The sequence below is a fragment of the Massilia eburnea genome (genome assembly GCF_009720745.1).
Taxonomy (GTDB): Bacteria; Pseudomonadota; Gammaproteobacteria; order Burkholderiales; family Burkholderiaceae_D; genus Rugamonas; species Rugamonas eburnea.
In genome coordinates this window covers 1-21,507 of record NZ_WNKX01000045.1, presented here as the reverse complement: position 1 = coordinate 21,507, position 21,507 = coordinate 1, and the positions used below count along the sequence as shown (strand labels likewise).

The following is a 21,507-nucleotide window of genomic DNA, read 5'->3' as shown; positions in this document are numbered from 1 at the left end:
CTCTTCAGTTCAATCTCTGTTTTTCGGTATTGCTACCGAGGTCACTCACTCAAAATACTGACGAATCTCTTTCGAGATTACGTTTAATATATTTTGTGCGAGCGTTATAACGTATATTTTGAGCATCAGGCCCGAAGGCCTGGGCATATCGTCAAACGCCCACACTTATCGACTGTTGATTTTTAAAGATCGCTGCTTGTTTTGTCGACGAAGCGTTGTGTTCGTCAGCAGCAGAGAAGCGAGATTATGCGGTACAGCGTGCAACTCGTCAACCCCATCTTTTTCTCGTTTCGCTTCGCTGTTTTGTCAGCGCTGCGTTGCGAGGGACAGAACTATAGCAAACCGAATTCACCCTGACAAGGGCTACACGTGAAAAAGGTTTGGGATGCAAACTGAACAAGCTCGCCCCCGTCCGCCAACCGTCCTGGTCGTCGACGACTCGCCGACCTTGCTGCTTGCCCTGCTCGACCACCTGAGCCACCATGGCTTTCTTGTGGTGCTGGCGCACGATGCCCGCGAAGGCATGATGCGCGCCGCACTGGCGGAACCTGACCTGATCCTGCTCGATATCGTGATGCCCGGCCTGGATGGCTTCGAAGCTTGCCGCCGCCTGAAGGCCGATGCCCAGACGCGCGACGTGCCCGTGATCTTCATGACGGGCCTGAGCGACGCCAAGCAGATTGTCAGCGGCTTCGCGGTTGGCGGCGTCGATTACATCACCAAGCCGTTCCAGGTTGAGGAAGTTCTGGCGCGCATCAACACCCATATCGCCCTGCGCCGGGCAAACAGTGAACTGAAACAGGCTTACCAATCGCTGGCCCGTGCGCAGGAAGACCTGGTCCATCAGGAAAAGCTGGCGGCCCTCGGCTCGCTGGTGGCCGGCATCGCCCATGAATTGAATACACCGATCGGCAACAGCCTCATGGTGGCCAGTACCTTCGAAGCACAGACCGGCGATATCCGAGAACACTTCAGCAAAGGCGAGAACATGCGCCGCTCGGAACTGGTGGGCTACCTCGATAATGCCTGCACCACGACGGAGATCCTGATGCGCAACCTGCAGCGCGCGGCCGACCTGGTCACCAATTTCAAGCAGGTCGCAGTCGACCAGACCAGCACCCAGCGCCGAACCTTCCTGCTAGCCGAAGTGGTAGCAGGGAATGTGCTGACGCTCCTGCCATCGATCCGGCGCACGCCTTTCGAGGTGGTGCAGAAGGTTCCGGATGAACTGATGATGGACAGTTACCCCGGCCCGCTGGGACAGGTGATCGCCAACCTGGTGAACAACGCCATCATGCACGCCTTCGATGGCCGCAGCGAGGGCGAGGTCGAACTGGTAGCGGAGTATGAGAAGCCGGACTGGGTCGCCCTCCATGTGCGCGACAACGGCAACGGCATCAGTCACGCCAACCAGGAACGCATCTTCGATCCTTTCTTCACAACCAAGATGGGCGTGGGCGGATCGGGCCTGGGACTGCATATCGTGCACAGCATCGTGTCCGAGATCCTGGGCGGACGCATAACGGTCCGCAGCGAGGAGGGCCACGGGACCTGCTTTACTTTGTCCCTTCCACTTGAGGCTCCACGCCGCTAGGGTGATACGCCGCCAGGTCGCGCATGCGCTGGCGGCTATGTTTATACCACTCGACGAATTCGCCGCTATCCATCGCTGCTGCGACCAGCGGGCCCTGCCCCGTGGCGCATCCCGTCTCACGCATCAACGCCCAGTCGTCGACGTTCTCAAGACCGTCGGCACAAACCGGTACGCCCAGCTTGCCCGCCGTGGCCAGCAAGCCTTCAATCAGGGGCCGCCGATGGCTGCGCTGGGCCGCCTCGTGCACGAACAGCGGGTCGATTGCGATTTCCGACAAAGGGAAGCATGCGAAGTCGCGTGTCGCCGCCTCGTAGCGCCCGCAATGTACGGCGCCGAGGCCATACCCCCGCAGGTTCAGGCGCTCGATATTGTGCAGTACCTCCGGCTCGCAGGCGGCGATCACCGCCTCGCTGATCTCCCAGCACACGCTGCCTGGCTTGACGTCCTGCGCCTGGATGCCGCCAACCAGCCGGCCCAGCTCGCCCAGGTCGCGCAGCAATTCCGCCGGCAAGGGAATCGACAGCTTGATGGCCGAGAGTCCCATTTCGAGCCAGGCATGCAAATCCGCCGCGGCCTGGCTGGCCAGCGCCAGCATGATGGAGCCGACTGTTTCAATATCACCATCCAGCGCAGCGAGAATGCCGGCGACGTCCATATCCTGGCGCCCCGGGTGGCGCCATATGCCGCGTACCGCAATGCCGACCAGGCGTCCGCTGTCGAGCGCCACGCGCGGACAATATTGGGAAACGAATTCTCCGGATGCCAGGCCGGCTTCGATTTCCATGATGCTCGCCCCATCGACCACTTCGTCGCGTTCCAGCTCGGTCAGCGCCAGCATTGGCGCATGGTGGAGCAAGTCCTGCAAGGCCTCCAGCCGCACCGGCTTCGAAATAGTCGCCAGCAGGCGCATCGCGCCGCCGGGCGGCAGGCTGCGTACCGCCTCTTGCAGGCGCGGCTGGTTGGCGGAAGCGGCGATCAGGTTGGCGGACCAGCGCCCTTTGGCCAATTGCTGGATCAGCTCCACGCCATCCATGCCCGGCATATCGAGGTCGGTCAGCACCAGGTCCACCGGCGCGCCGCGCTGCTCCAGCGTGCGCAGGGCGTTGATACCGTCATTGGCAAGCAATACCGTGCCAAAGCCAATCTGGCGCAGCAGGCCGGCGACGTGCTCGCGCTGCACGGCGCTGTCCTCCACGATCAAGGCGATGCTTGCGCTGAAGTCCCTCATTCATCCTCCGTTGACACCGCCATATTGCAGGATTTCCCGGCTGATTGCATCAAGTGCCACGCTGCGTTCGGCGGCGCCGCGCCGGACGGCCTCCCTTGGCATGCCGTACACCACGCAACTTTGCTCATCCTGGGCCAGCGTGCGGGCGCCGGCCTGGCGCATTTCCAGCAGGCCGACCGCCCCATCGTCCCCCATGCCAGTCATGATAATCCCGAGCGCGCTGGCGCCCGCGCTTTTGGCGACGGAGCGGAACAGCACATCGACCGATGGCCGATGGCGATTGACCAGCGGGCCGTCGACCACCTCGACGAAATATTGGGACGGGCCGCGCCGCAACAGCATATGGCGCCCGCCCGGTGCAATCAGCGCCTGCCCCGCCAGCACCGGATCGTTGTTGCGCGCTTCCCGGACGGTGATCTGGCACAACCCATTCAGGCGCTCGGCGAAGGCGGCGGTGAATTGTTCCGGCATATGCTGCACGATGACGATGCCGGGGGTTTGCGGCGGCAGTTCGGTCAGCACCCGCTCCAGCGCCTGCGTGCCGCCGGTCGAAGTACCGAGCGCCACCACGCGCCCATTGCCGCGCCCTGGCGCCGGCGCGTCTCCCATCGGCGCCAGGATTGCATCGGCCGTCAGCTTGGCCGCTGGCACAACGGGCGGAGCCGGCGCACGCATGGAGGGAGCCGGCTGGACACGGGCCAGGGCCGCACTGCGCACGGCTGCGACCAGCTCGTCGCAGCCCTCGTGCAGCGACTGGCGCAGGTCGAGTTTGGGCTTGCTCACCACCGCCACCGCGCCCGATGCCAGGGCTTCCATCGAAGTGCGGGTGGATTTCTCGGTCAGGGAAGAGCAGATCACGACCGGCGTCGGCCGCTCGGCCATGAGCTTGCGCAGGAAAGTGAGTCCATCCATGCGCGGCATTTCGACGTCCAGCACCACCACGTCCGGCCATTGCAGGCGCATGCGCTCACTGGCCAGGATCGGGTCGGCCACCGCGTAAGTGACTTGCATGTCCGGCTCCCTCCCCAGCAGGCCGCTCAGGACCTGGCGCACCACGGCCGAATCGTCCACCACCATGACCTTGATCTGCTTCATGCTCCTCCCGTATCCGCCGCTTCGCTCTGCCGCACCCAGACATCGCCCGTCCCCACGTCGAACAGGATATGCCGGTGCCCGGTGCCGAACAGGCTTTCCGACACCACGGGGATGCCGTATTCGGCCAGCAGCTTTTCAGCCGCCACGCCGTTGCGGTGGCCGATTGCTTCGTGCTGGCTTGCCTCAATCGAAGGAAACATGGTGCCGCCGCCGAAAATCTTGGCTTCGCACTCGCGCAAGCGCACTCCCCGCTCCTGCAACTGCGCCACCATCAGCGCCATGGCATCCCTGCCATAGCGCCCGCTCAACCCGGCGCCATGCTCGCCAACGATCCCGGGCTCGCGCTCGGACAGAAGGAAGTGCGACATGGCGCCAATCCGCAAGCGCGGGTGCCACAGCGTGATCGAGACGCAGGAGCCCAGCACCGTGCGGATGCGGTAGCGTGCATCGCCGACGAAATACTCACCAGGCAGCAGGTAGACTTCGAAGGAGTCGCCGGTGCGCATATCATTCCTTGCGATAGATGGCTGGGGCGGCGCCACGCAGCGGCAAGCCCATGTCATGCAGGCTCTCCGAATGCCCGATATACAGGTAGCCGCCCGGCCGCAGGCAGTCCAGCACACGCTGCACCACACGGCGTTTGGTCTCGCCGTCGAAGTAGATCAGCACATTGCGCAGGAAGATCACGTCGAATTTACCCACCGCCGGCAGCCGCGCCGCATTCAGGTTGATCTGGGCGAACTCGACGCATTCACGCAGCACACGCGATACCAGCAGCGTGCCCTCCTCCACGTCGATACCTTTCAGGCAGAAGCGGCGCAGGTAGTCAGGCGGCACCTGGGCAGCGCGCGCCATCGGATAGTGGCCCCGGCGAGCCGCCTCCAGCACGCGCGAACTGATATCGGAAGCCAGCACTTCCCAGCCTTGCGGCGGCAGCATGTCGGCCAGCACCATGGCGATCGAATAGGGTTCTTCGCCGGTTGCGCAAGCGGCGCTCCAGACGCGGAACGGCCCGTTTCCAGGCTTGCGCTCCTTCAGCAGGGACCGCAGGTGCTCGAAATGGCGCGCCTCGCGGAAGAAATAGGTTTCATTCGTCGTCAGCAAATCGATGGCAATCTGGGTTTCCTCCGGCGCCTGGCCGCTCGCGATCAGCTGGAAATAGGAACTGTAGCTATTGAACTGCAGGTGGTGCAGGCGTTTGGCCAGACGGCCCGACACCAGCGGTTTCTTGGCGTCGGACAGGGAAATCCCGGCCGCATCATGGATGAAGCGCTGAAACTGCACGAATTCGCGGTCTGTCAGGGGCGACACCGGTTGCATCAATTGATTTCTCCTGCCATGGCGGCGATTTCCGGCACGTTGAGCACGGCTTCCAGGCTGACAAGGATGATGAACTTGCCATTGACCTTGCCGATGCCCGCGATGAAGTCATTGCGCAGCCCGGCGCCGAAACCCGGCGGCGGTTCGATCTGGGCGGCGTCGATATCCAGCACCGCATTGACGCCATCGACCAGCAAGCCCAATACCTGCTGTTCCGGCGGCGCGCCGCTTTCCACGATCACGATGCAGCTGCGCCGGCCGATCGGACTGGGGCCGCGGCCCAGGCGGCTGGCCAGGTCCAGCACCGGCACCACCGCGCCGCGCAGGTTGATCACGCCGCGCACGCAGGCCGGCATCATCGGGACGTCGGTCACGCCACCGTACTCGATGATCTCACGCACCGCAAGTATGCCGAGCGCGAACGTTTCTTCGCCCAGGCGGAAACTCAGGTACTGGTGCTCGGCATCCATTTCCATCCTCAGAAGCGGGTGAAGTTGCTCTCGTCCACTTGGGGCAGGCGCGAAAGGCGTCGCTGCGCAGCGCGCGGGCCGGAAGGCCGCAACGGCTCGGCGGTGCGCTTGGCTGGAGAGCTGGCCGGCGCCACCCGGAAGAAGCGTATCAGATGCTGCAGTTCCTCCGCCTGGCTGCTCATTTCCTCGGCGGTCGATGCCAGCTCCTCGGCGCCGGCCGCGTTTTGCTGGGTGGTCTGGCTTAACTGGCCCATCGCCATATTGATCTGGCTGACGCCCGAGGCCTGCTCCGCCGACGCCGCAGCGATCTCCTGCACCAGGCGCGATGTCTGCTGGATGGCCGGCACCATGGCGTCGAGCAGGCCGCCAGCCCGTTCGGCCACATCCACGCTGCCTCCTGCCAGGTCGCCGATCTCCTGGGCTGCTACCTGGCTGCGTTCCGCCAGTTTGCGCACTTCCGCCGCCACCACGGCGAAACCCTTGCCATGCTCGCCGGCGCGCGCCGCTTCGATGGCGGCATTCAGCGCCAGCAGGTTGGTCTGGTAAGCGATATCGTCGATGATCATGATGCGCTTGGCGATATCACGCATGGCGCTCACCGTACTGCGCACCGCTTCGCCGCTTTCTCCCGCCTCGCCGGCAGCCTTGGACGCGGTGGTATCGGTGACCCGCGCATTGTCGGTGTTCTGGCCGATCGACGCGCTCATCTCCTCGACCGAGGCGCTGGTTTCCTCGACGCTGGCGGCCTGCTCGCTGGCGGCCTGCGACAGCGATTGCGCCGTCGCGCTGACTTGCTCCGAAGCGGCAGCCAGCGCCAGCGCGCCGTTGCTCACCTCCGACGCCACGCCGGACAGCTTTTCCACCATCTGCTTCATCGATGCCAGCAGGCTGCCCTTGTCGCCCGTCTTCAAGTCGATCTGCACCGCCAGGTTGCCCTGGGCGACCTCCTGCACGATGTGGGCGGCGTAATCCGGTTCGCCGCCCAGCTGGCGCAGGAGGTTACGGATCATCCACACGGACAGCACGATGCCGGCCAGGATGCCGCCGCCCAGCAGCATGGCGTTGGTGCGCATGGTGGCCGCAGTTTGCGCCGTGGCGGATTCGTATTCCTCGCGCGCCACGCGTTCCTGCAAGTCGACCAGTTTTGTCATGGCTGCCAGTACGGTGCGGAACTGCGCATCGGCCGCGCGGGCGTCCACCAGCGCCTCCTTATGCTTGCCTGCCCGTGCCTTCTGCAGGATGGCGCTGTGCGTGTCCTGCCAGGCATTCCAGGCCGCCGTATATTGCGCCGCCAGCTGCTGCTCCTCGGGCGTGAGCTGGGTCGCCATATAAGCGCTCCAGTTTTTCCGGATCTGCTCCAGGTGCGCGGCGTCGCCTTGCTGCGCAACTTCCACTTCCGGCAAACTGGCCGCGGCGGCAGCCATGATCATGCGATGCCGGCTACGCAGCATGTATTCGCTGGTCTTGCCCAGGTAGATCAACGCCAGCGTCCGGTCTTCGTAAGTCGTTTTCAAGCGCGCATTGCTGAATTCCATGCCGCGCATGCCGGCATAGCCTATGCCCGCCAACATCAGCACCAGCACCCCGACCAGCAAGCCAAGGCGCATTCCCACCGTGAGTTTTCGCTGCATCGCATCGCTCCTATGCTGCCAGGTTTCCCGATGGCCGCGCCTGCAATTGCCTGAGCAGGGCCGGAATGTCCAGGATCAGCGCCACCTCGCCGCTGCCAAGGACGGTCGATCCGCTCAGGCAGGAAATGCCGCTGAAAACAGGGCTGAGCGGCTTGATCACGGCCTGGCACTGGCCCTGCAGGCTGTCGACCACCAGGCCGGCGCGCTGCCCGGCGTGGCGCACCACCAGTACGCTTTCCCGGCGCAGCGCGGCATGGGGCAGACGGAAAAGTTCACGCAAGCAGGCCGTAGGCAAGACTTCGCCGCGCAGGTCAACAAAACCGCGCCCACCCTCGCGCTCATATTCGACGCACTCTTCGATCGCGCCAAGCGGGATGGCAAAGCGCGAGGCGCCGACCGTGACCAGCATGCAGTCCATGATGGCCAGCGTCAACGGCAGCCGCACGCGCACGGTCGTGCCGCGTCCCGGCTCGCTTTCGATAGTGATGCTGCCGCGCAGGGCTTCAATGCTGCGCTTGACCACGTCCATGCCGACGCCGCGGCCTGACAGGCTGGTGACCTGCCCCGCAGTCGAGAACCCCGGTTCGAAGATCAGGGCAAACACCTCGCTGTCGCTGGGCTGATGCTCCGGATCGAGCAGCCCCCGCTCGATGGCGCAGGCGATGATGCGTTCCCGCTGCAGGCCGCCGCCATCGTCGCCGACTTCGATTACCACGCTGCCGGAATCGTGGAAAGCGTTCAGCGATACGGTGCCCTGCAGCGGCTTGCCGCGCTGGCGACGCAGCGCAGCGGGCTCGATGCCATGGTCGATGGCGTTGCGCACCAGGTGGGTCAGGGGATCGCCGATGCGCTCGACCAGGGTCTTGTCCAGTTCCACGTCTTCGCCACTGAGGACCAGGCGGATGTCCTTGCCGATCTCGCGCGCCACGTCGTGCACCACGCGCTGGAAACGGTTGAACGTCGCGCCGATCTTCACCATGCGCAGCTGCAGTGCGCTGTCGCGCACTTTTTCGACCAGGCCGGCCAGCGCCGATGTGCTGTCCTGCAGCTCGCTGTCCTTGATGCGGCTGCCGATCATTTGCGTGCGCGCGCTGGCGGTGATCAATTCGCCCACCAGCGTGATCAACTGGCCCAGGCGCTCGGCATCGACACGGATGGTGCGGCTGTCGGCTGGCCGGGAATGGGCCGTCCCCTCGGCAGGGACCGCACGCAAGGGCGTAGACGATGCCGTCAAAGGCAGTGCAGTCGCAGCAGGCGGCGCAATGTGCCCAAGCCCGCTCGCCTGCAGCACTTCCGCAATTGCCGCGCCATGCAGCGGAAGGGCGCCGGCCAGGCGCTGGTAATCGTCGTTGCTGCTGCCCGGCGGCAGCAGCCGCAGCGTACATTCGTCATGCAGGAATTCGAAGACCTTGCTGATCTCCTCCGCATCGGCGGCCGTTTCGAGAACAAGTTCGAAGCCGAGGTAGCAGCTCTGCGGGTCCATCTGATCTGGCGGCGGGAGGCCTTCTTCCACCGTGGCGAGCGCTGTGATGCGGCCCAGGCGGCCAAGGTAGGCGATGAACGATGCGGGGTCCATGCCTTGCCGGAACACGTCCTGGCCGAATTCCAGCGAGACCAGCCAACTGCCGGCTGGGCGGGCCTGGGCGGTGTCCAGCGCTGGCGGGGAAGGCAATTCCGCCGCGGCGGCAGGCGGCGCCAGGTATGCGTGCAGCGCTTCCAGCTGCGGCAGGCAATGCTCGCCAAGGTCGCCGGTTCCGCCACGCTCCACATCGCGCACCATGAGGCCAATCTGGTCGGCGCAATCGAGCAGCAGCGCCACCAGTTTCTCGTCGAGCGCCAGCGCGCCATTGCGCACCTCTTCCAGCACGCTTTCGACCGCGTGCGTGAACAGGACGATGTAATCCAGGGCAAACAGGCCCGCCGTGCCTTTGATGGTGTGTGCTGCGCGGAAGATGGCGTTGACCGCTTCTTCGCGCGCGCCGGGATCGCCCAGGTTCAGCAGGCCGGCTTCCATTTCAGCCAGCAATTCCCCCGCCTCGGTGACAAACGCCTGCAAGCCTTCGTCCAGGTCCATGGGGTGCCTTCCTAGCGGATACGCAGCAGTCCGAACAGCGCGGCGACTGCCGGACTGTATGCAGACAGCCGCAAGTCCTTGCCGCTGGCTTGCGCGGCACGCCGCGCCATCAGCAGTAACTGGACGCCGGCTGTGTCGATATCGGTCACCCCGGCCAGGTCCACTTCCAGCGCCTGCGACTGGGCCAGGCGTGCCAGGAGCACGTCTTTCATTTCCTGCACGCGACGGATGGTGAGATCACCTTCTATGAAGAGCAGCGCCATGCAGCCATCGTATGCCCATGCCAGATGACTGGCAAGCCTGCCGTGTGGAGTTGCATTGCGTCACTATTCGCGCATCCGCTTGCGCAAACGCAATCGTGCGCAGGTTCCAATCTGCTAAGATTTTTGACAAATGCACCCGCCCCGGGTGCATTTTTTTTTGCGCAAAGGAGCAGACATGAAGAGATTCACCCCAGTAGTACTGGCCGCAGGACTCTTTGCAGCCAGCGCAGCACATGCAGCACCCGGCACCTGGATCACCCTGGGCGACGCGGCATACGCCAAGTTGCAAGCCACAGCGCCCCAGGCCATCGCAAAACAGAGCAAGCAGGGCCAGGGCAAGGAGAAGGTCCACCTGGTGCAGGTCGACGACGAGATCATGTTGAAGCTGTCGGCCGCCATCCACAAGGAATTGAAACGCTGCGGTGGTTTCATCGTGCATGCCAGTGAAGAGGAAGGCCGCCGGGCGCTGGCCAAGGCTGGCGCCGTGCAGCCGCTGGCCGCCAGCCGCCCGAGCTACACCATTGATAACCAGGCGGCCGTCAATGGCATCCTGCCAACGCTGCAGGCATCCAATATCGCGCAGACGATCACGGATATGTCGAACTTCGCCAACCGCTATTACCGCACCACCAACGGCGCCAATGCCTCCAACTGGCTGGCGCAGAAGTGGACCTCGATGGCGGCCGGCCGCAGCGATATCAGCGTCAGCCAATTCACGCACTCGGGCTATAGCCAGAAGTCCGTGATCATGACCATCAACGGCAGCGACAATGCTTCCGAGATGGTGGTGATGGGCGGCCACCTGGATTCGATCAATATGAGCGGCAATGGCGAGACTTCGCGCTCTCCCGGCGCGGATGACGATGCGTCCGGCGTCGCCAGCCTGACCGAGGCCGTGCGCGCCATGATCGCCGCCGGCTACAAGCCGCGCCGCACCTTGAAAATCATCGGCTACGCGGCTGAGGAGGCGGGCCTGCTTGGCTCTAAGGACATCGCCGCCAGTTTCAAGGCCAGCAATGTGAACGTAGTCGGCGTCCTGCAGCTGGACATGACCAACTACCACGGCTCGGCGAAGGACGTCTGGATCTATACCGACTATACGGACAGCCAGCAGAACACCTTCCTGGCCTCCCTGCTGTCGACCTATATGCCGGCGACCACCGTGGGCTACAGCTCTTGCGGCTACGCCTGCTCCGACCACGCTTCGTGGCAGAACCAGGGCTACCCGGCCTCGATACCGTTCGAAGCGCTGATGGGAGAAGACAATCCGAACATCCACAGCGCCAACGACACCCTGGCCAACTCCGACAGCACCGCCAACTTCGCGCTGAAGTTCGCGCAGCTGGCGGCTGCCTATGCGGTGGAGCTGGGGAGCGACGGCCCCGCCGTCACCGTGCCCGACTCGGTGGAGAATTTCAGCGGCAGCCTGACCGTGGGCCAGAAGAAGACTTTCGGCCCCTTCCATGCCGGCGTGGGCACCTTCAAGGCTGAAACCACCGGCACCGGCGACGTCGACCTGTACGTGCGCAAGGGATCGGTGCCGACCACCAGCAGCTACACCTGCAAGTCGGACGGTTCGACGGCAACCGAAAGCTGCAGCACCAGCGTGACTGCCAACGGCGATGTCTACGTCCTGCTCAATGGCTACACGGCATCGACGTACAACCTGAAGGTGAGTTACCACCCGCAGTGATCAGCGCAGGCTGACCGTTCCGCGTTTCCAGGCCGGGTCCTGCCATTTGTAGAAGGTGGACAGCGATTCCGGCCTGTCGGCGCTGCGTTCGGTCGCCAGCGAAGCCATGTCCAGCAGTTCAAAGCTGCGGCGGAACCTGCCTTCCGCGCGCACCTCGCGCGCCGCCAGCATCTTGGCGGTGCCGGGGACCCAGCCGGCGAACTCGGCGTAGCCGATATCGGGATCGCTGGATGCCGGCGGCGGCACGTCCACCGTCCATCCGTCGCCCTGCCGGTGGAACAGCCACAGTTCGCGCCAGCCATCCGTTGGCTGCACCGCCAGCGCCAGGGCCGTGCCCTGGGGATTGACGCGCGCCGACGCCAGCCAGGCCACGCCCCAGGTGCAGCGGTTCAGGAGCTGCTTGCCCGCGCCCTGCAGGACAACACAGGTTTCGCCAGTGCGGCCCGCCACCGCAGCCACCGCCAGTTGCGGCGCCGCCTTGCCCTGTGCCGGAGCCGCTGGCGCAGCTTCCAGCGCCCAGCGTACGGCGCCAACGCGCACGCCCGCTTCCGCGTAGGCAGCATTGTCTTCATCTGCCAGCTCGGTCTTGTTCACTGCAGCCAGCGCCTGTTCCGCGCGGCCGGCCGCCTGTGCGGCATCCTCGCCCTTGCGTGCGCGCTGGAAAGCGACGCTGGACCATACCGCCGCCCGCCGCATATGGATGCGGTTCTTCACATGTTCCGGCAGGCGGGCCATGTCCACGGTATCGAGCAGCTCTGCGCGCCAGCGGTCATGTTCGATACGCTGTACGGCGCCCATTGCCGGATCGATGCAGGCGCTATTGCTCAGCGCCAGTGCGGCACGGGCGCGCTGCTCGGCATTCGGCGCAGCAGCCAGCTCGCGGCGGAAGGCGTCGCCGTCATAGCACACGCGCACCTTGCCATCCTGTTCGTAGCTGCGCATTGCCAAACCGTAGCTGGCGACCACTTCCAGGTGCGCGGCCAGCGCAGTTTCGGCTTGCGGCGTCAGCTTGGCCGAGGCGCGCGCCGCCAGCCGCTCGGCCATGCCGCCGATGGCGTCGAATGGCTCGGCGTCAATGGCTTGCGGCGCGGCTGCCTTCAGGTAGGCAGCGCCGTAGCTGATACCGAGCGCCTCCGCCCCCGGCGTATCGCGCAGGAAGCGCATCACAGCCAGCAGCTCCGGCGCAGCGGCGGGCTGCAGATCCACTTGTCGCACCCGCGCGGCGCGCACGTAACCTGCGCGCTCACGCCGGTGGTCATACACCTGCAGAAAGTCACCGCGGGAACCGCGCACCTCCAGCGCGTCGCCCTGCCAGAGCACGGCCTGGGCCTGTGCGGATTCACGTGGCGCCGCGCGCAGCGGCAACTGGTCCTGGGTAACGATGGCCAGGGACACTGCGGCGGCAAGCATCGAGATGGCCATGCTTATTCCCCGGAGTTGGCGGCAATGCGCTCGGCGTGGGCGGTCTTGGGGGCGCCAACCAGGGTCGAGCCAATGAACCCGCCGTCAGCCGGCGGCGGTGCGATGATCACCGATACCTTGTCCGACAGCTTGTCGGCCATGGTTTTCTGGATCAATAGCGGATGCTTGGTCAACAGCTCGCCGTCGCGTTCCATCTGGGCGCTGGCGACCTTGCCCACCAGTTCCTGGCGATAGGCTTCGGCGTCGGCCAGCTTGCGGCGCGAGTCCGCTTCGCCAGCCGCTTCGATGATGCGGGCCTGGGCATTGCCTTCCGACGTCTTGATGCGGGCGGTCTTTTCCGCTTCCGCCTCAAGTTCGCGCTGTTTGACCTGCTTTTCCTTGAACGGCAGCACGTGGCGCATCGCTTCCTCCTGCGCCTTGGCGGCGATGATCTGCTCGGAGGCGGCGGCTTCGGCCTCCTTTTCGCGGCGCACTTTGTCGGCATCGGCTTCCAGCGCAGTCTGGCGCACCTGCTTTTCTTTCAGTTCCAGCGTGTAGCGCATTTTTTCGGACTCCAGTTCTTCCGCCAGCAGCTTTTCCATGCCGGCCTTGAAGTCTTCCGGCAGCACGACCTTGCCGATGGTGACGCTGCGCAGCACGATACCGTCGGCCGCCAGCTTGGGCTTCAGTTCAGCTTCGATGGCTTGCTGGATTTCGGCCCGTTTGGAGGAGAAGATTTCACGCACCGTGTAGCGGGTCAGCACTTTGTAAATCACGCCCTCCACGTCGGGCGCCACCACGTCGCGCGGGATATCGGCCGGGAATTTGGGCGCAAACTGGGCAAGGCGCAGCTGGTCGAGGCCATAGCGGATCGACATGTCCAGGCCCAGCGACAGCCCTTCGCCGGACTGGAAGGGCGTTTCGCCCGCAGCCGCCGGGCGATAGGTCTGGTCGCGCAGCGACAGCGTGCGCATTTCATGGATGCCCGGCAGGGACAGCACCAGGCCTTCCGGCAGGATCGTGGTGCCGCCGGTCAGGTGATTGGTGCGCACCGCCACTTCGCCGCGGCCAACCGTGCGCATTGGAGGAAATTGAACCATGCCGTAAGCAACGGCGCCGGTGACGCCGAGCAGCACAACGCCTTTACGGACATTGGCAGGGAAATGAATGCTGCTGGCAGCACGGCCGAGCGTCGAGCGAATCGCCTGCAGCATCGTACTGATCCGGTTGTTCATGATGATTGCCTTTCTGGAGAGGTTGGCCCGGCACAGCGCCGGTACAGCAATCTTCCCGCCACTAGCCGCGAAGGTTCAACGCTGCCGCCCTCCCACTCCCTTCCGGCCTGTGAAGAAAAATTCACGCCGGCGGACGGCCTTTTGGGACATACTTCCGGCATGACCCGTGTAGCCATCATTGAAGACGATCTCCCCACCAGCAACCAGCTCGCAGGCTGGATCGCCGCGGCCCGCCCCGGCATCCAGGTTGACCAGTGGTTCAACCGCGACGACGCCGAGGCAGCCATCGCCCGCGAACACTACGACCTGGTAGTGCTGGACATTGAACTGGGCCGCGAACGCCATGCCGGCGTCGCCATCATCAACGCCATCAACAAACGCCATGCGACCCCGGTGCTGGTGGTGTCGGCCATGCCGGCTGCTATCTACCGCTCGATCATGAAGGCGCTCGACGCCTGGGACTACCTGCAGAAGACCACCTTCGAGGAAGCGGATTTCATCGACACCTTCCTGGAAATCCTGCGCGCGGCCAAGGACAGCAAGCCCGCGGCCCCGGCTAGCGACCTGGCCATGGATCCGCTGCGCCAGCGCACCCCCACCTGGCGCGGCCAGCGCATCAACCTGCCTCTGACGGCGCAGCGCATACTGGCTGCATTGTTCGAAAAGCGCGGCCAGGTCGTATCCTATGAAGACCTGTTCGAGGTGGTGAAGAGCGGCCGCAACCGCGACAACATCCGCAAGCACGTGAGCACCATCCGCGACGCCTTCCGCGAAATCGATCCCGGTTTTGAATGCATTGAAAACATCCCGATGCGCGGCTTCCGCTGGACCGACGGCGCATGAATCCCTTCACGGCGCTGACGCCTTACCGCCTGCGCATCGTCCTGCGCATGGCATTCCCCCTGCTGGCTGTGGCCACGCTCGGCCTGGCGGTGTCCGTGCTGCAGCAGGAAAAACAGCTCAGCTACCAGGCTTACGAACAGTCGTTCTACAAGACCCGCGAGCAGATCGCCGCCACCCTGCGCCATCCCACCGGCCAGCTCGCCCTGCTGAATCCCCGCGCCGGACAAAATCCTGGACTGCATCCCGTGCTGTTGCCTTTCGCTGCCCTGGATTTCGATGACCAGACCAAGGTGCAGCAGGCGATCGCCATGGCCGGCTGCGCGGCGCAGTATGGCGACAAAGGCACGCTGTGCGTGGGCATCGGCAACAATCCCTGGGCCGGCGGCTTTATCTACGTCGCGGGGACCTTCAATTCCGCCCCGCTGGCGGCGCATCCACTGCGCGAGATCGCGATCGACCAGGCCCACCGCATCGACGTGAAGATCAGCCTGCGGGGACAGGAATACCACTGGATCGCGCCCTTCGAGCAGACCGGCGACCCCGCCAGCGGCGGCATACGCGGGCGCCTGACCGGCTACACCGCAGCCGAGGCAGGCCAGCCGCGCGCCCGCCCGGTGAAGGATTTCCGTGGCTGGATCTGGCAAAGCCCCGTGTGCACCCCGGAAGGCGCGCCCGATTGCTCGCACAACGCTTTCTTCTCGGTGCGGCTGCCGGTCGGCGTACTGCAGGATGCCCTGTTTGCCAAGAGCAGGCCCGCATGGCCGCCGGAAGACCTGGCGAACATCGATGTCAGCGTGGCGCTGCTGCCGCCCGGCGATGGCCCCGCCCTGCTGGACACAAAGCGCGACCAGGCCACGCCCCTGTTCTCCTTGCGCGACCTGCAAACCCTGCTTCTGCCCGGCGAAACCCTGAGGGTGCGCGATGCGCAAGGCAAGGAAGTCCTCTCGCTCTCGGGAGCCAGCGGCAGCGGCGACCAAAGCTGGCACGCCCTGCTTACCCTGGTGCGCCACCTGCCAGTCGACACCACCATCAAAGCGCTGGAAACCCGCAGCAGCGTACCAACGCCGCTTGGCAATTTCGAGATTGAGCTGAATGGCGACGCGCGCAGCGTCAGCGATACGCTGAGCGTGGTCGCTACCCGTGTATCCTGGTTTGTCGGCGCTATCCTGGCCGCCTTGCTGGTGGCCTGGCTGGTGGTGGAGGCAGGCATCATCCGCCCGATCAGCATTCTCACCAGGCGCGCCGACAAGGTTGCGCGCTCGGTCAAGACCGCCGGCGCACTGGATGAATTCGACCTGTCGGACTTGCGCGGACGCGACGAACTTGGCGTGCTGGCCACTTGCCTGCACGACCTGCTGCGCCGCGTACGCGAAGACGTGGAAAAGGAAGCGATCCGCGCCGAGCAGGAACGCGATATGTGGCACGCCGTCGGCCACGAAATCATGTCGCCATTGCAGTCGCTGATGGCGCTGCACGGCGGCGAGCAGGATCCGAGCGGACGCTATATCCACCGCATGCAGCAGGCAGTGCGTGTCCTCTACGGGCAAGCCTCCCCGAGTGAAGCGTTCCAGTCGACTACGCTGCAGCTGGAGTCGCTGGACCTGGATGCCTTCCTGCGTGACGTCGCAGCCAACGCTCCTTGCGTCGGCATCGAAGGCGTGAAGTATGAGTGCGGGGCGCCGGCCACGGTCAAGGCTGATCCGTATGCGCTGGAAGACGTGGTAACCCACATCCTGAACAATGCCAACCGCCACCGCCGCCCTGGCACCCCGATCACCATAGCGCTGACCTCGGACGAACGGACTGCCAGCCTGTCGATCCGCAATGAAGGCGCATCCATTGCTCCCGAGCTGATCGACAAGGTGTTCGAATATGGGGTCTCCGGCCAGGAAGAAGGCGCCAGCCGTGGCCAGGGCTTGTTTGTGGTGAAGACTTATATGGCCAAAATGGGCGGCACCGTCTCTGCGCGGAATGTTGCGGGCGGTGCCGAGTTCACCCTGACGCTGCACATAGCCGGTAGCTGACCATTGTTAAAAGCCATGCTCGCCCGCGGCGAATTGCGGTAATATCAAGTCTCACTCAAAGCAGCAATGCCCGCACCGACAACTTACGCCGCCCTCCGGCGACGTTGACCAATATCGAATCCACTATGCGCTTAAGACTTGCCGCATTCACCATCCTTACCTCCATTGCCTGCACCGCCGTCGCCCAGACGCCCGGCTACGACGAACAATACCAGGCCGCCCGGGCCCTGATCGACGCCGAACGCTACCCGGAAGCAGTCCAGGCCTTCAGCAAAATGCTCGAGGCGTCGCCCAGGAATTCCGACTTGCTGCTGGGCCGCGCAACTGCCAATATGCGCATGAAGAAATGGGCCGAGGCGGAAGCCGACCTGCGCCTTGCCCATGAAGCCTCGCCTAATTACACCGATGTAACTGTTGCGCTGGCCAATGTCCAGAGATGGCGCGCACCTTCGCCGGAGCTGGCGACAGCCGCCGGCTATACCTGGTCAGCCGGGCTGTCCGCCTCGCGCACCCACGTGGGCGATCAAAACTGGCGCGACTACACCGCCAGCATCCGCCACTACTTCACGCAAGGCTCGCTCGGCTTTGAAGTGCTCGATGCCCGCCGCTTCGGTCTCACCGACAAGGCCTATGCCCTGGATGGCTACACGCCGCTGTGGTCCAGCGCGTACGCCAATGTGCGCTACCAGCGCGGCCCGAACAGCCGCCTGTTCCCGGCAAATTCCTGGCGCGCGGAGGTCTTCCAGAGTATCGACGGCGGCTGGGAACTGTCCGGCGGCATTGACGATCTTGGCTTTGACGATCACGTCAAACTGTATTCGGTGGGCGTGGGCAAATACACCGGCAATTTCTACCTGCGCTGGCGCCACCAGAATATCGTATCGACTGGGTCCCATTCCAGCAATGACCGCCTGATGGTGCGCTATTACGACCAGGGCGACGCCGACAATTACATGGAAGTCAATTACAGCAATGGCCGCAGCGGTGAACAGCTCGAGCTGTCCACCGGACGCCAGACCACCAATTCCTACGGCGTGAGCATCGTCCGCTACGTGACTCCGGACTGGAGTGTCAAAGCTGGCGCCAGCCTGTCGCGCTCCACCAATGCGCCGAATGAGCGCAGTATCAGCGTCGGCCTCTCGCGCCGCTGGTAATGGAACGGATGATGCAGATGAAGGCCTTCACAGCGACAATTATCCGCTTCTTCACTTACCTGCCGGCCCTGGTGATGGGCATGGCGATCCTGCGCCTGGTCGAGCTGGGAACACACGCCAGCCAGATCAGAGCCCTGCTTTTCCCTGCAATTGGCAACGATCTGCTTGCGCTGGTCCGCTACCTGCCTTTCATATTCCTGCTGTCGCTGCCTGGCCTGGCCATGCGGAACCGTGTTGCGCGCCTGGCCTGGATTGGCGTTACCTGGTCGCTGCTGCTCATCGTACAGGGTGCACTGATTGCTTATCAGCGCGCGACCAGCGTGCTGCTTGGTTCAGACCTGTTTGGCTATTCGTGGAAGGAACTCCAGCTCATTCTGGCGGGCCATCGCGACACCGACCTGCTGATGGCAGCGAGCATGGTGGCCGTGATCGCTCTGATGCTCTATGTGCTCGTGCGCAAAGACCGCATTGAAAACCCAGGCTGGAAACCGCCTTACGCGATTGCAGTACTGGCGCTTTCGGTTCCGGCATTCTTCCTGCTGCCGAACCAGTTGGAAGCGGATAGCGACGGACACCAGGACCTCGGTAGCATCACGGCCAATAAAGCCGCCTTCTTTGCCGATGCCAACTTGAATTACCTGCTTCGCCCGGTACCTTCAGCTTCCCCCGGCAGCGTCGCCGATGCAGCCTATCCTTTCGTGCATGCCGAAACCACGCCGGATACGCTTGGCCCATATTTCAACCAACAGCCAGCGCCGCCAAACCTTGTGCTGATTATTGTTGAAGGATTGGGTCGCTCGTTCTCGGGCCCCGGCGCTCGGCTGGGCAGCTTTACGCCTTTCCTGGACGAGCTGGCGGGCCAAAGCCTGTATTGGGACAATTTCGTCGCGCCGCAAGGCAGGACATTTGGCGTGCTGCCTTCGCTGCTCGGCTCACTGCCTTATGGGGAACATGGCTTTTCTTCCATGGGCAAGAACATGCCCGCGCACGCATCGCTGGTGAGCATATTGCGCAGCCAGGGCTATCGCACGCGTTACTTCACGGGCACCAACCTCGAATTCGACAACCAAGGTCAATTCCTGGCGCGCCAGGGCACCGACGTTATCTCAGGCTTGGGGCAGTTCGATCCAGGAGTGAAACGGGGGAACGAATGGGGCTATGCGGACCGCGAGCTGATTGACCACGAGCTCAAATTCGCCGGCAGCGATACCTGCAAACCCTGCCTGACCGTCATTCAGACGGTCACCATGCACGACCCCTTCACATTCCCTGAATTGGATGAATACAAGGCGAAAGTCACGCAACGCCTCGATCAGCTGAAAATCGCTGCCGACAAGCGCGCACCTTACCAGGCCGATGCAAAGATCTTCGCCAGCATCCTGTATACCGACGACGCCCTGCGCCACTACTTTAACGAAGCCAAAAAACAGGCTGGCTACGACAATACGATCTTCATCATTACGGGCGACCACCGCTTGCCGGAACTGCCGATGTCGCATCATCTGGAACGTTATCACGTGCCCCTGATCGTCTATTCGCCCTTGCTTAAGGCGCCGGAGCACATCCGGTCGATTTCCTCCCAGTTTGACGTGACGCCCTCGCTGCTGGCCTTCCTCTCCCACCAATACGGGCTGAAGACGCCTGCGCAGGCAAGCTGGCTTGGTTCCGGCCTGGACATGGAGCCGGGCTTCCGCAATGTACACGCGTTCCCGCTCAAGCAAACCAAGACCGACTTGAATGACTACATTTCGGGCAACGTATTGTTGAGCCAGGGGAGGCTTTTCAGCATTGCCGATGGCATGGAAATCGATCTCCTCGACAACCAGGGCGCAAAGAAAAAAGCAGCTGCGCAATTCAGCGCATTCAAGGCGATCAACGCAGCGCTTGAACGTAACAAGAAGCTGGTGCCTGCCGCGGTGCTCGAAGCGCCGGCACTAGGCTACGAAGAGACGAAGCGAAAGCTGCAAACCGCTGCGCTGGCAGCGGACCTTGGCAATCTCTGGGTCTCGAAAGCAAAGGCCGAAGTCGTTGAAGACGAATTGCGGCTATCCGCCCAATTCGCAAATCGCGCTGATTCCGACTCGCCTGAATTCGTTCCCCTGCTTGTCGTCACCGATGCTAACGGCCGTGAACTTGGCGAGTCCTATGGCAAGGCGACGAAACTGGCATCTAATGCAGGCGCGGAAGTGAAACTGCAGATGAAGCTCAAACTACCAGCAGGGAATTACTTTGCCTCTGTCATTGTTTCCCATCCCGACACAGGCAAGCCGATTGGACAAGGGCAGTATCACATTCCATTTACGCGCTAAGTGAAACCAGGACGCCACGCTCTGAGTCGTTCACTTGCCGCGCTGCTGGTAGCGGCTTCACTCAACACGCAAGCATCCGCCGCGCCGGCGCCGCGGGCCATCTGGACGTGGGAAGAAGACAGCTACGCCATGCTGGACCGCCCTTCAGCGGTGGAGGAAGCACTGGCGTTTTTCAAAGCGCACGGCATTACAACGGTATACCTGTATGCCGACTCCTTCAGGGAACGCAACGATATTGTCGATGACCCGCGGCGCTATAAGGCCACCATCAAGCGGCTGCACGGCGCCGGCCTGCAGGTGTATGCGCTCCTGGGATCTGGCTACCTGCAAACGGAACGCTACATCCTGCCGTCATTTCGCGCCCTCGCTATTGCCATGGTGCGCCGCGTGTTCGACTACAACGCCAAGGCGGAGGCCGACGAACGCTTTGATGGCATCAACCTCGATATCGAACCGCACATCCTGGACGAATGGTCGGCGAAGAAGCTCGAACTGCTTGGCAATTTCCTGGACATGAGCGCCGCCATCATGGCGGAGAAGCGGCGCTATGGGCAAGCCATTGATATTGGCCCCGCAATGCCATTCTGGTGGGACGGTATTGAATTGAGCTGGCAAGGCAAACGGCGCCGCGTCAGCGAACACACACAAGACCTGTACGACTATGTGGCGTTGATGGACTATCGCGATCACGCGCATGGCCCGGACGGCCTGATCAGCCATGCCAGCGATGAAATGGCTTATGGAATGAAGGCGGGAAAGCGCGTACTGCTTGGTGTTGAGACGACGCCGAATGAAATCCAGAAGGTGTCGTTCAACCATCTGACCGAGGCTGACATGGAGCGCGAACTGGCGGCGGCAGAAGCGCACTTCAAGAATCAGCAAGCGTTCGGGGGCTTTGTCGTGCACCACTATCGCGGCTACCGGCGGTGGCTGGAAAAACAGACCAAACCAACCCGGTAACCCAGTCGGATGGCCGCCCCGTCAGACCCGCAGGGTCTGACACTGTCTGCGCAACCCTCTCGGCTAGATTTAAGCCTGCCTCCTGAAGACCGTAGAGGGTCAGACCCTTGGGTCTGACCCAGGTTTACCGGGTTTAGAAAAGCAAAAAGCCCGCTGGCACATGCCTAGCGGGCTTTTCTAATAAGAGCCTGACGATAACCTACTTTCACACTG

General features: G+C 63.4%; 17 protein-coding genes. 7 read left to right on the top strand and 10 right to left on the bottom strand.

The genetic code is table 11. The features are described 5' to 3' along the window. Window positions 1-385: 385 nt before the first annotated feature. Window positions 386-1,594, top strand: a complete 1,209-nt coding sequence (locus tag GM658_RS27890; protein ID WP_155457379.1) for a hybrid sensor histidine kinase/response regulator — start codon at window positions 386-388, stop codon at window positions 1,592-1,594. On the opposite strand, the gene GM658_RS27885 is transcribed toward GM658_RS27890, so the two are convergent. Genes GM658_RS27885 through GM658_RS27850 form a run of 8 tightly spaced genes read right to left on the bottom strand, consistent with a single transcriptional unit; the run spans window position 1,557 to window position 9,675 of the window. Beyond that, a complete protein-coding gene (locus tag GM658_RS27885) occupies window positions 1,557-2,822 on the bottom strand; it encodes an EAL domain-containing protein (RefSeq protein WP_155457378.1) in 1,266 nt (421 codons plus the stop codon). The genes GM658_RS27890 and GM658_RS27885 overlap by 38 nt on opposite strands. Further along, a complete protein-coding gene (locus GM658_RS27880; protein WP_155457377.1) occupies window positions 2,823-3,917 on the bottom strand; it encodes a protein-glutamate methylesterase/protein-glutamine glutaminase in 1,095 nt (364 codons plus the stop codon). Beyond that, window positions 3,914-4,423, bottom strand: a complete 510-nt coding sequence (locus GM658_RS27875; protein ID WP_155457376.1) for a chemotaxis protein CheD — start codon at window positions 4,421-4,423, stop codon at window positions 3,914-3,916. Before GM658_RS27875 ends, GM658_RS27880 begins: the two co-directional genes overlap by 4 nt. 1 nt (window position 4,424) lies before the next feature. Next, window positions 4,425-5,237, bottom strand: a complete 813-nt coding sequence (locus tag GM658_RS27870) for a CheR family methyltransferase (RefSeq protein WP_155457381.1) — start codon at window positions 5,235-5,237, stop codon at window positions 4,425-4,427. Further along, the gene (locus GM658_RS27865) at window positions 5,237-5,707 is read right to left on the bottom strand and encodes a chemotaxis protein CheW (protein WP_229417105.1); all 471 of its coding nucleotides are present in this window, start codon (window positions 5,705-5,707) and stop codon (window positions 5,237-5,239) included. Before GM658_RS27865 ends, GM658_RS27870 begins: the two co-directional genes overlap by 1 nt. A gap of 8 nt (window positions 5,708-5,715) precedes the next feature. Then, complete coding sequence (locus GM658_RS27860) at window positions 5,716-7,338, bottom strand: methyl-accepting chemotaxis protein (protein ID WP_155457374.1); 1,623 nt, start codon at window positions 7,336-7,338, stop codon at window positions 5,716-5,718. Window positions 7,339-7,348: 10 nt separating this feature from the next. Next, a complete protein-coding gene (locus GM658_RS27855; RefSeq protein ID WP_155457373.1) occupies window positions 7,349-9,412 on the bottom strand; it encodes a chemotaxis protein CheA in 2,064 nt (687 codons plus the stop codon). An 11-nt stretch (window positions 9,413-9,423) separates the two neighbouring features. After that, complete coding sequence (locus GM658_RS27850) at window positions 9,424-9,675, bottom strand: STAS domain-containing protein (protein WP_155457372.1); 252 nt, start codon at window positions 9,673-9,675, stop codon at window positions 9,424-9,426. 175 nt (window positions 9,676-9,850) lie between these two features. Here GM658_RS27850 and GM658_RS27845 point away from each other — a divergent pair, with 175 nt between their 5' ends. Next, a complete protein-coding gene (locus GM658_RS27845) occupies window positions 9,851-11,368 on the top strand; it encodes a M20/M25/M40 family metallo-hydrolase (RefSeq protein WP_155457371.1) in 1,518 nt (505 codons plus the stop codon). On the opposite strand, the gene GM658_RS27840 is transcribed toward GM658_RS27845, so the two are convergent. Together GM658_RS27840 and GM658_RS27835 are read right to left on the bottom strand one after the other, a co-directional pair. Next, window positions 11,369-12,790 (bottom strand): hypothetical protein, encoded by a 1,422-nt coding sequence (locus tag GM658_RS27840; protein WP_155457370.1) that lies wholly within the window; start codon window positions 12,788-12,790, stop codon window positions 11,369-11,371. 2 nt (window positions 12,791-12,792) lie between these two features. Next, window positions 12,793-14,004 carry an SPFH domain-containing protein gene (locus GM658_RS27835; protein WP_155457369.1) on the bottom strand — a complete coding sequence of 404 codons (1,212 nt, stop codon included), beginning with the start codon at window positions 14,002-14,004 and terminating at the stop codon, window positions 12,793-12,795. A gap of 159 nt (window positions 14,005-14,163) precedes the next feature. On the opposite strand from GM658_RS27835, the gene GM658_RS27830 reads away from it, so the two are divergent. From GM658_RS27830 to GM658_RS27810, 5 genes are all read left to right on the top strand, one after another. Beyond that, entirely contained in the window at window positions 14,164-14,847 is a 684-nt protein-coding gene (locus GM658_RS27830) for a response regulator transcription factor (RefSeq protein ID WP_155457368.1), read from the top strand. Beyond that, entirely contained in the window at window positions 14,844-16,871 is a 2,028-nt protein-coding gene (locus GM658_RS27825; protein ID WP_155457367.1) for a sensor histidine kinase, read from the top strand. The genes GM658_RS27830 and GM658_RS27825 overlap by 4 nt, the downstream gene beginning before the upstream one ends. A gap of 125 nt (window positions 16,872-16,996) precedes the next feature. Next, complete coding sequence (locus tag GM658_RS27820; protein ID WP_155457366.1) at window positions 16,997-18,025, top strand: YaiO family outer membrane beta-barrel protein; 1,029 nt, start codon at window positions 16,997-16,999, stop codon at window positions 18,023-18,025. Window positions 18,026-18,033: 8 nt separating this feature from the next. Next, the gene (locus GM658_RS27815; RefSeq protein ID WP_170299025.1) at window positions 18,034-20,334 is read left to right on the top strand and encodes an LTA synthase family protein; all 2,301 of its coding nucleotides are present in this window, start codon (window positions 18,034-18,036) and stop codon (window positions 20,332-20,334) included. Continuing rightward, window positions 20,335-21,294 (top strand): hypothetical protein, encoded by a 960-nt coding sequence (locus GM658_RS27810; protein ID WP_371865309.1) that lies wholly within the window; start codon window positions 20,335-20,337, stop codon window positions 21,292-21,294. The last annotated feature ends 213 nt before the right edge of the window (window positions 21,295-21,507 follow it).

Coding starts and splice junctions, on each gene's coding strand:
- GM658_RS27890 (WP_155457379.1), top strand. CDS start 386: ATGCAAACTGAACAAGCTCGCCCCCGTCCGCCAACCGTCCTGGTCGTC.
- GM658_RS27885 (WP_155457378.1), bottom strand. CDS start 2,822: ATGAGGGACTTCAGCGCAAGCATCGCCTTGATCGTGGAGGACAGCGCC.
- GM658_RS27880 (WP_155457377.1), bottom strand. CDS start 3,917: ATGAAGCAGATCAAGGTCATGGTGGTGGACGATTCGGCCGTGGTGCGC.
- GM658_RS27875 (WP_155457376.1), bottom strand. CDS start 4,423: ATGCGCACCGGCGACTCCTTCGAAGTCTACCTGCTGCCTGGTGAGTAT.
- GM658_RS27870 (WP_155457381.1), bottom strand. CDS start 5,237: ATGCAACCGGTGTCGCCCCTGACAGACCGCGAATTCGTGCAGTTTCAG.
- GM658_RS27865 (WP_229417105.1), bottom strand. CDS start 5,707: ATGGATGCCGAGCACCAGTACCTGAGTTTCCGCCTGGGCGAAGAAACG.
- GM658_RS27860 (WP_155457374.1), bottom strand. CDS start 7,338: ATGCAGCGAAAACTCACGGTGGGAATGCGCCTTGGCTTGCTGGTCGGG.
- GM658_RS27855 (WP_155457373.1), bottom strand. CDS start 9,412: ATGGACCTGGACGAAGGCTTGCAGGCGTTTGTCACCGAGGCGGGGGAA.
- GM658_RS27850 (WP_155457372.1), bottom strand. CDS start 9,675: ATGGCGCTGCTCTTCATAGAAGGTGATCTCACCATCCGTCGCGTGCAG.
- GM658_RS27845 (WP_155457371.1), top strand. CDS start 9,851: ATGAAGAGATTCACCCCAGTAGTACTGGCCGCAGGACTCTTTGCAGCC.
- GM658_RS27840 (WP_155457370.1), bottom strand. CDS start 12,790: ATGGCCATCTCGATGCTTGCCGCCGCAGTGTCCCTGGCCATCGTTACC.
- GM658_RS27835 (WP_155457369.1), bottom strand. CDS start 14,004: ATGAACAACCGGATCAGTACGATGCTGCAGGCGATTCGCTCGACGCTC.
- GM658_RS27830 (WP_155457368.1), top strand. CDS start 14,164: ATGACCCGTGTAGCCATCATTGAAGACGATCTCCCCACCAGCAACCAG.
- GM658_RS27825 (WP_155457367.1), top strand. CDS start 14,844: ATGAATCCCTTCACGGCGCTGACGCCTTACCGCCTGCGCATCGTCCTG.
- GM658_RS27820 (WP_155457366.1), top strand. CDS start 16,997: ATGCGCTTAAGACTTGCCGCATTCACCATCCTTACCTCCATTGCCTGC.
- GM658_RS27815 (WP_170299025.1), top strand. CDS start 18,034: ATGATGCAGATGAAGGCCTTCACAGCGACAATTATCCGCTTCTTCACT.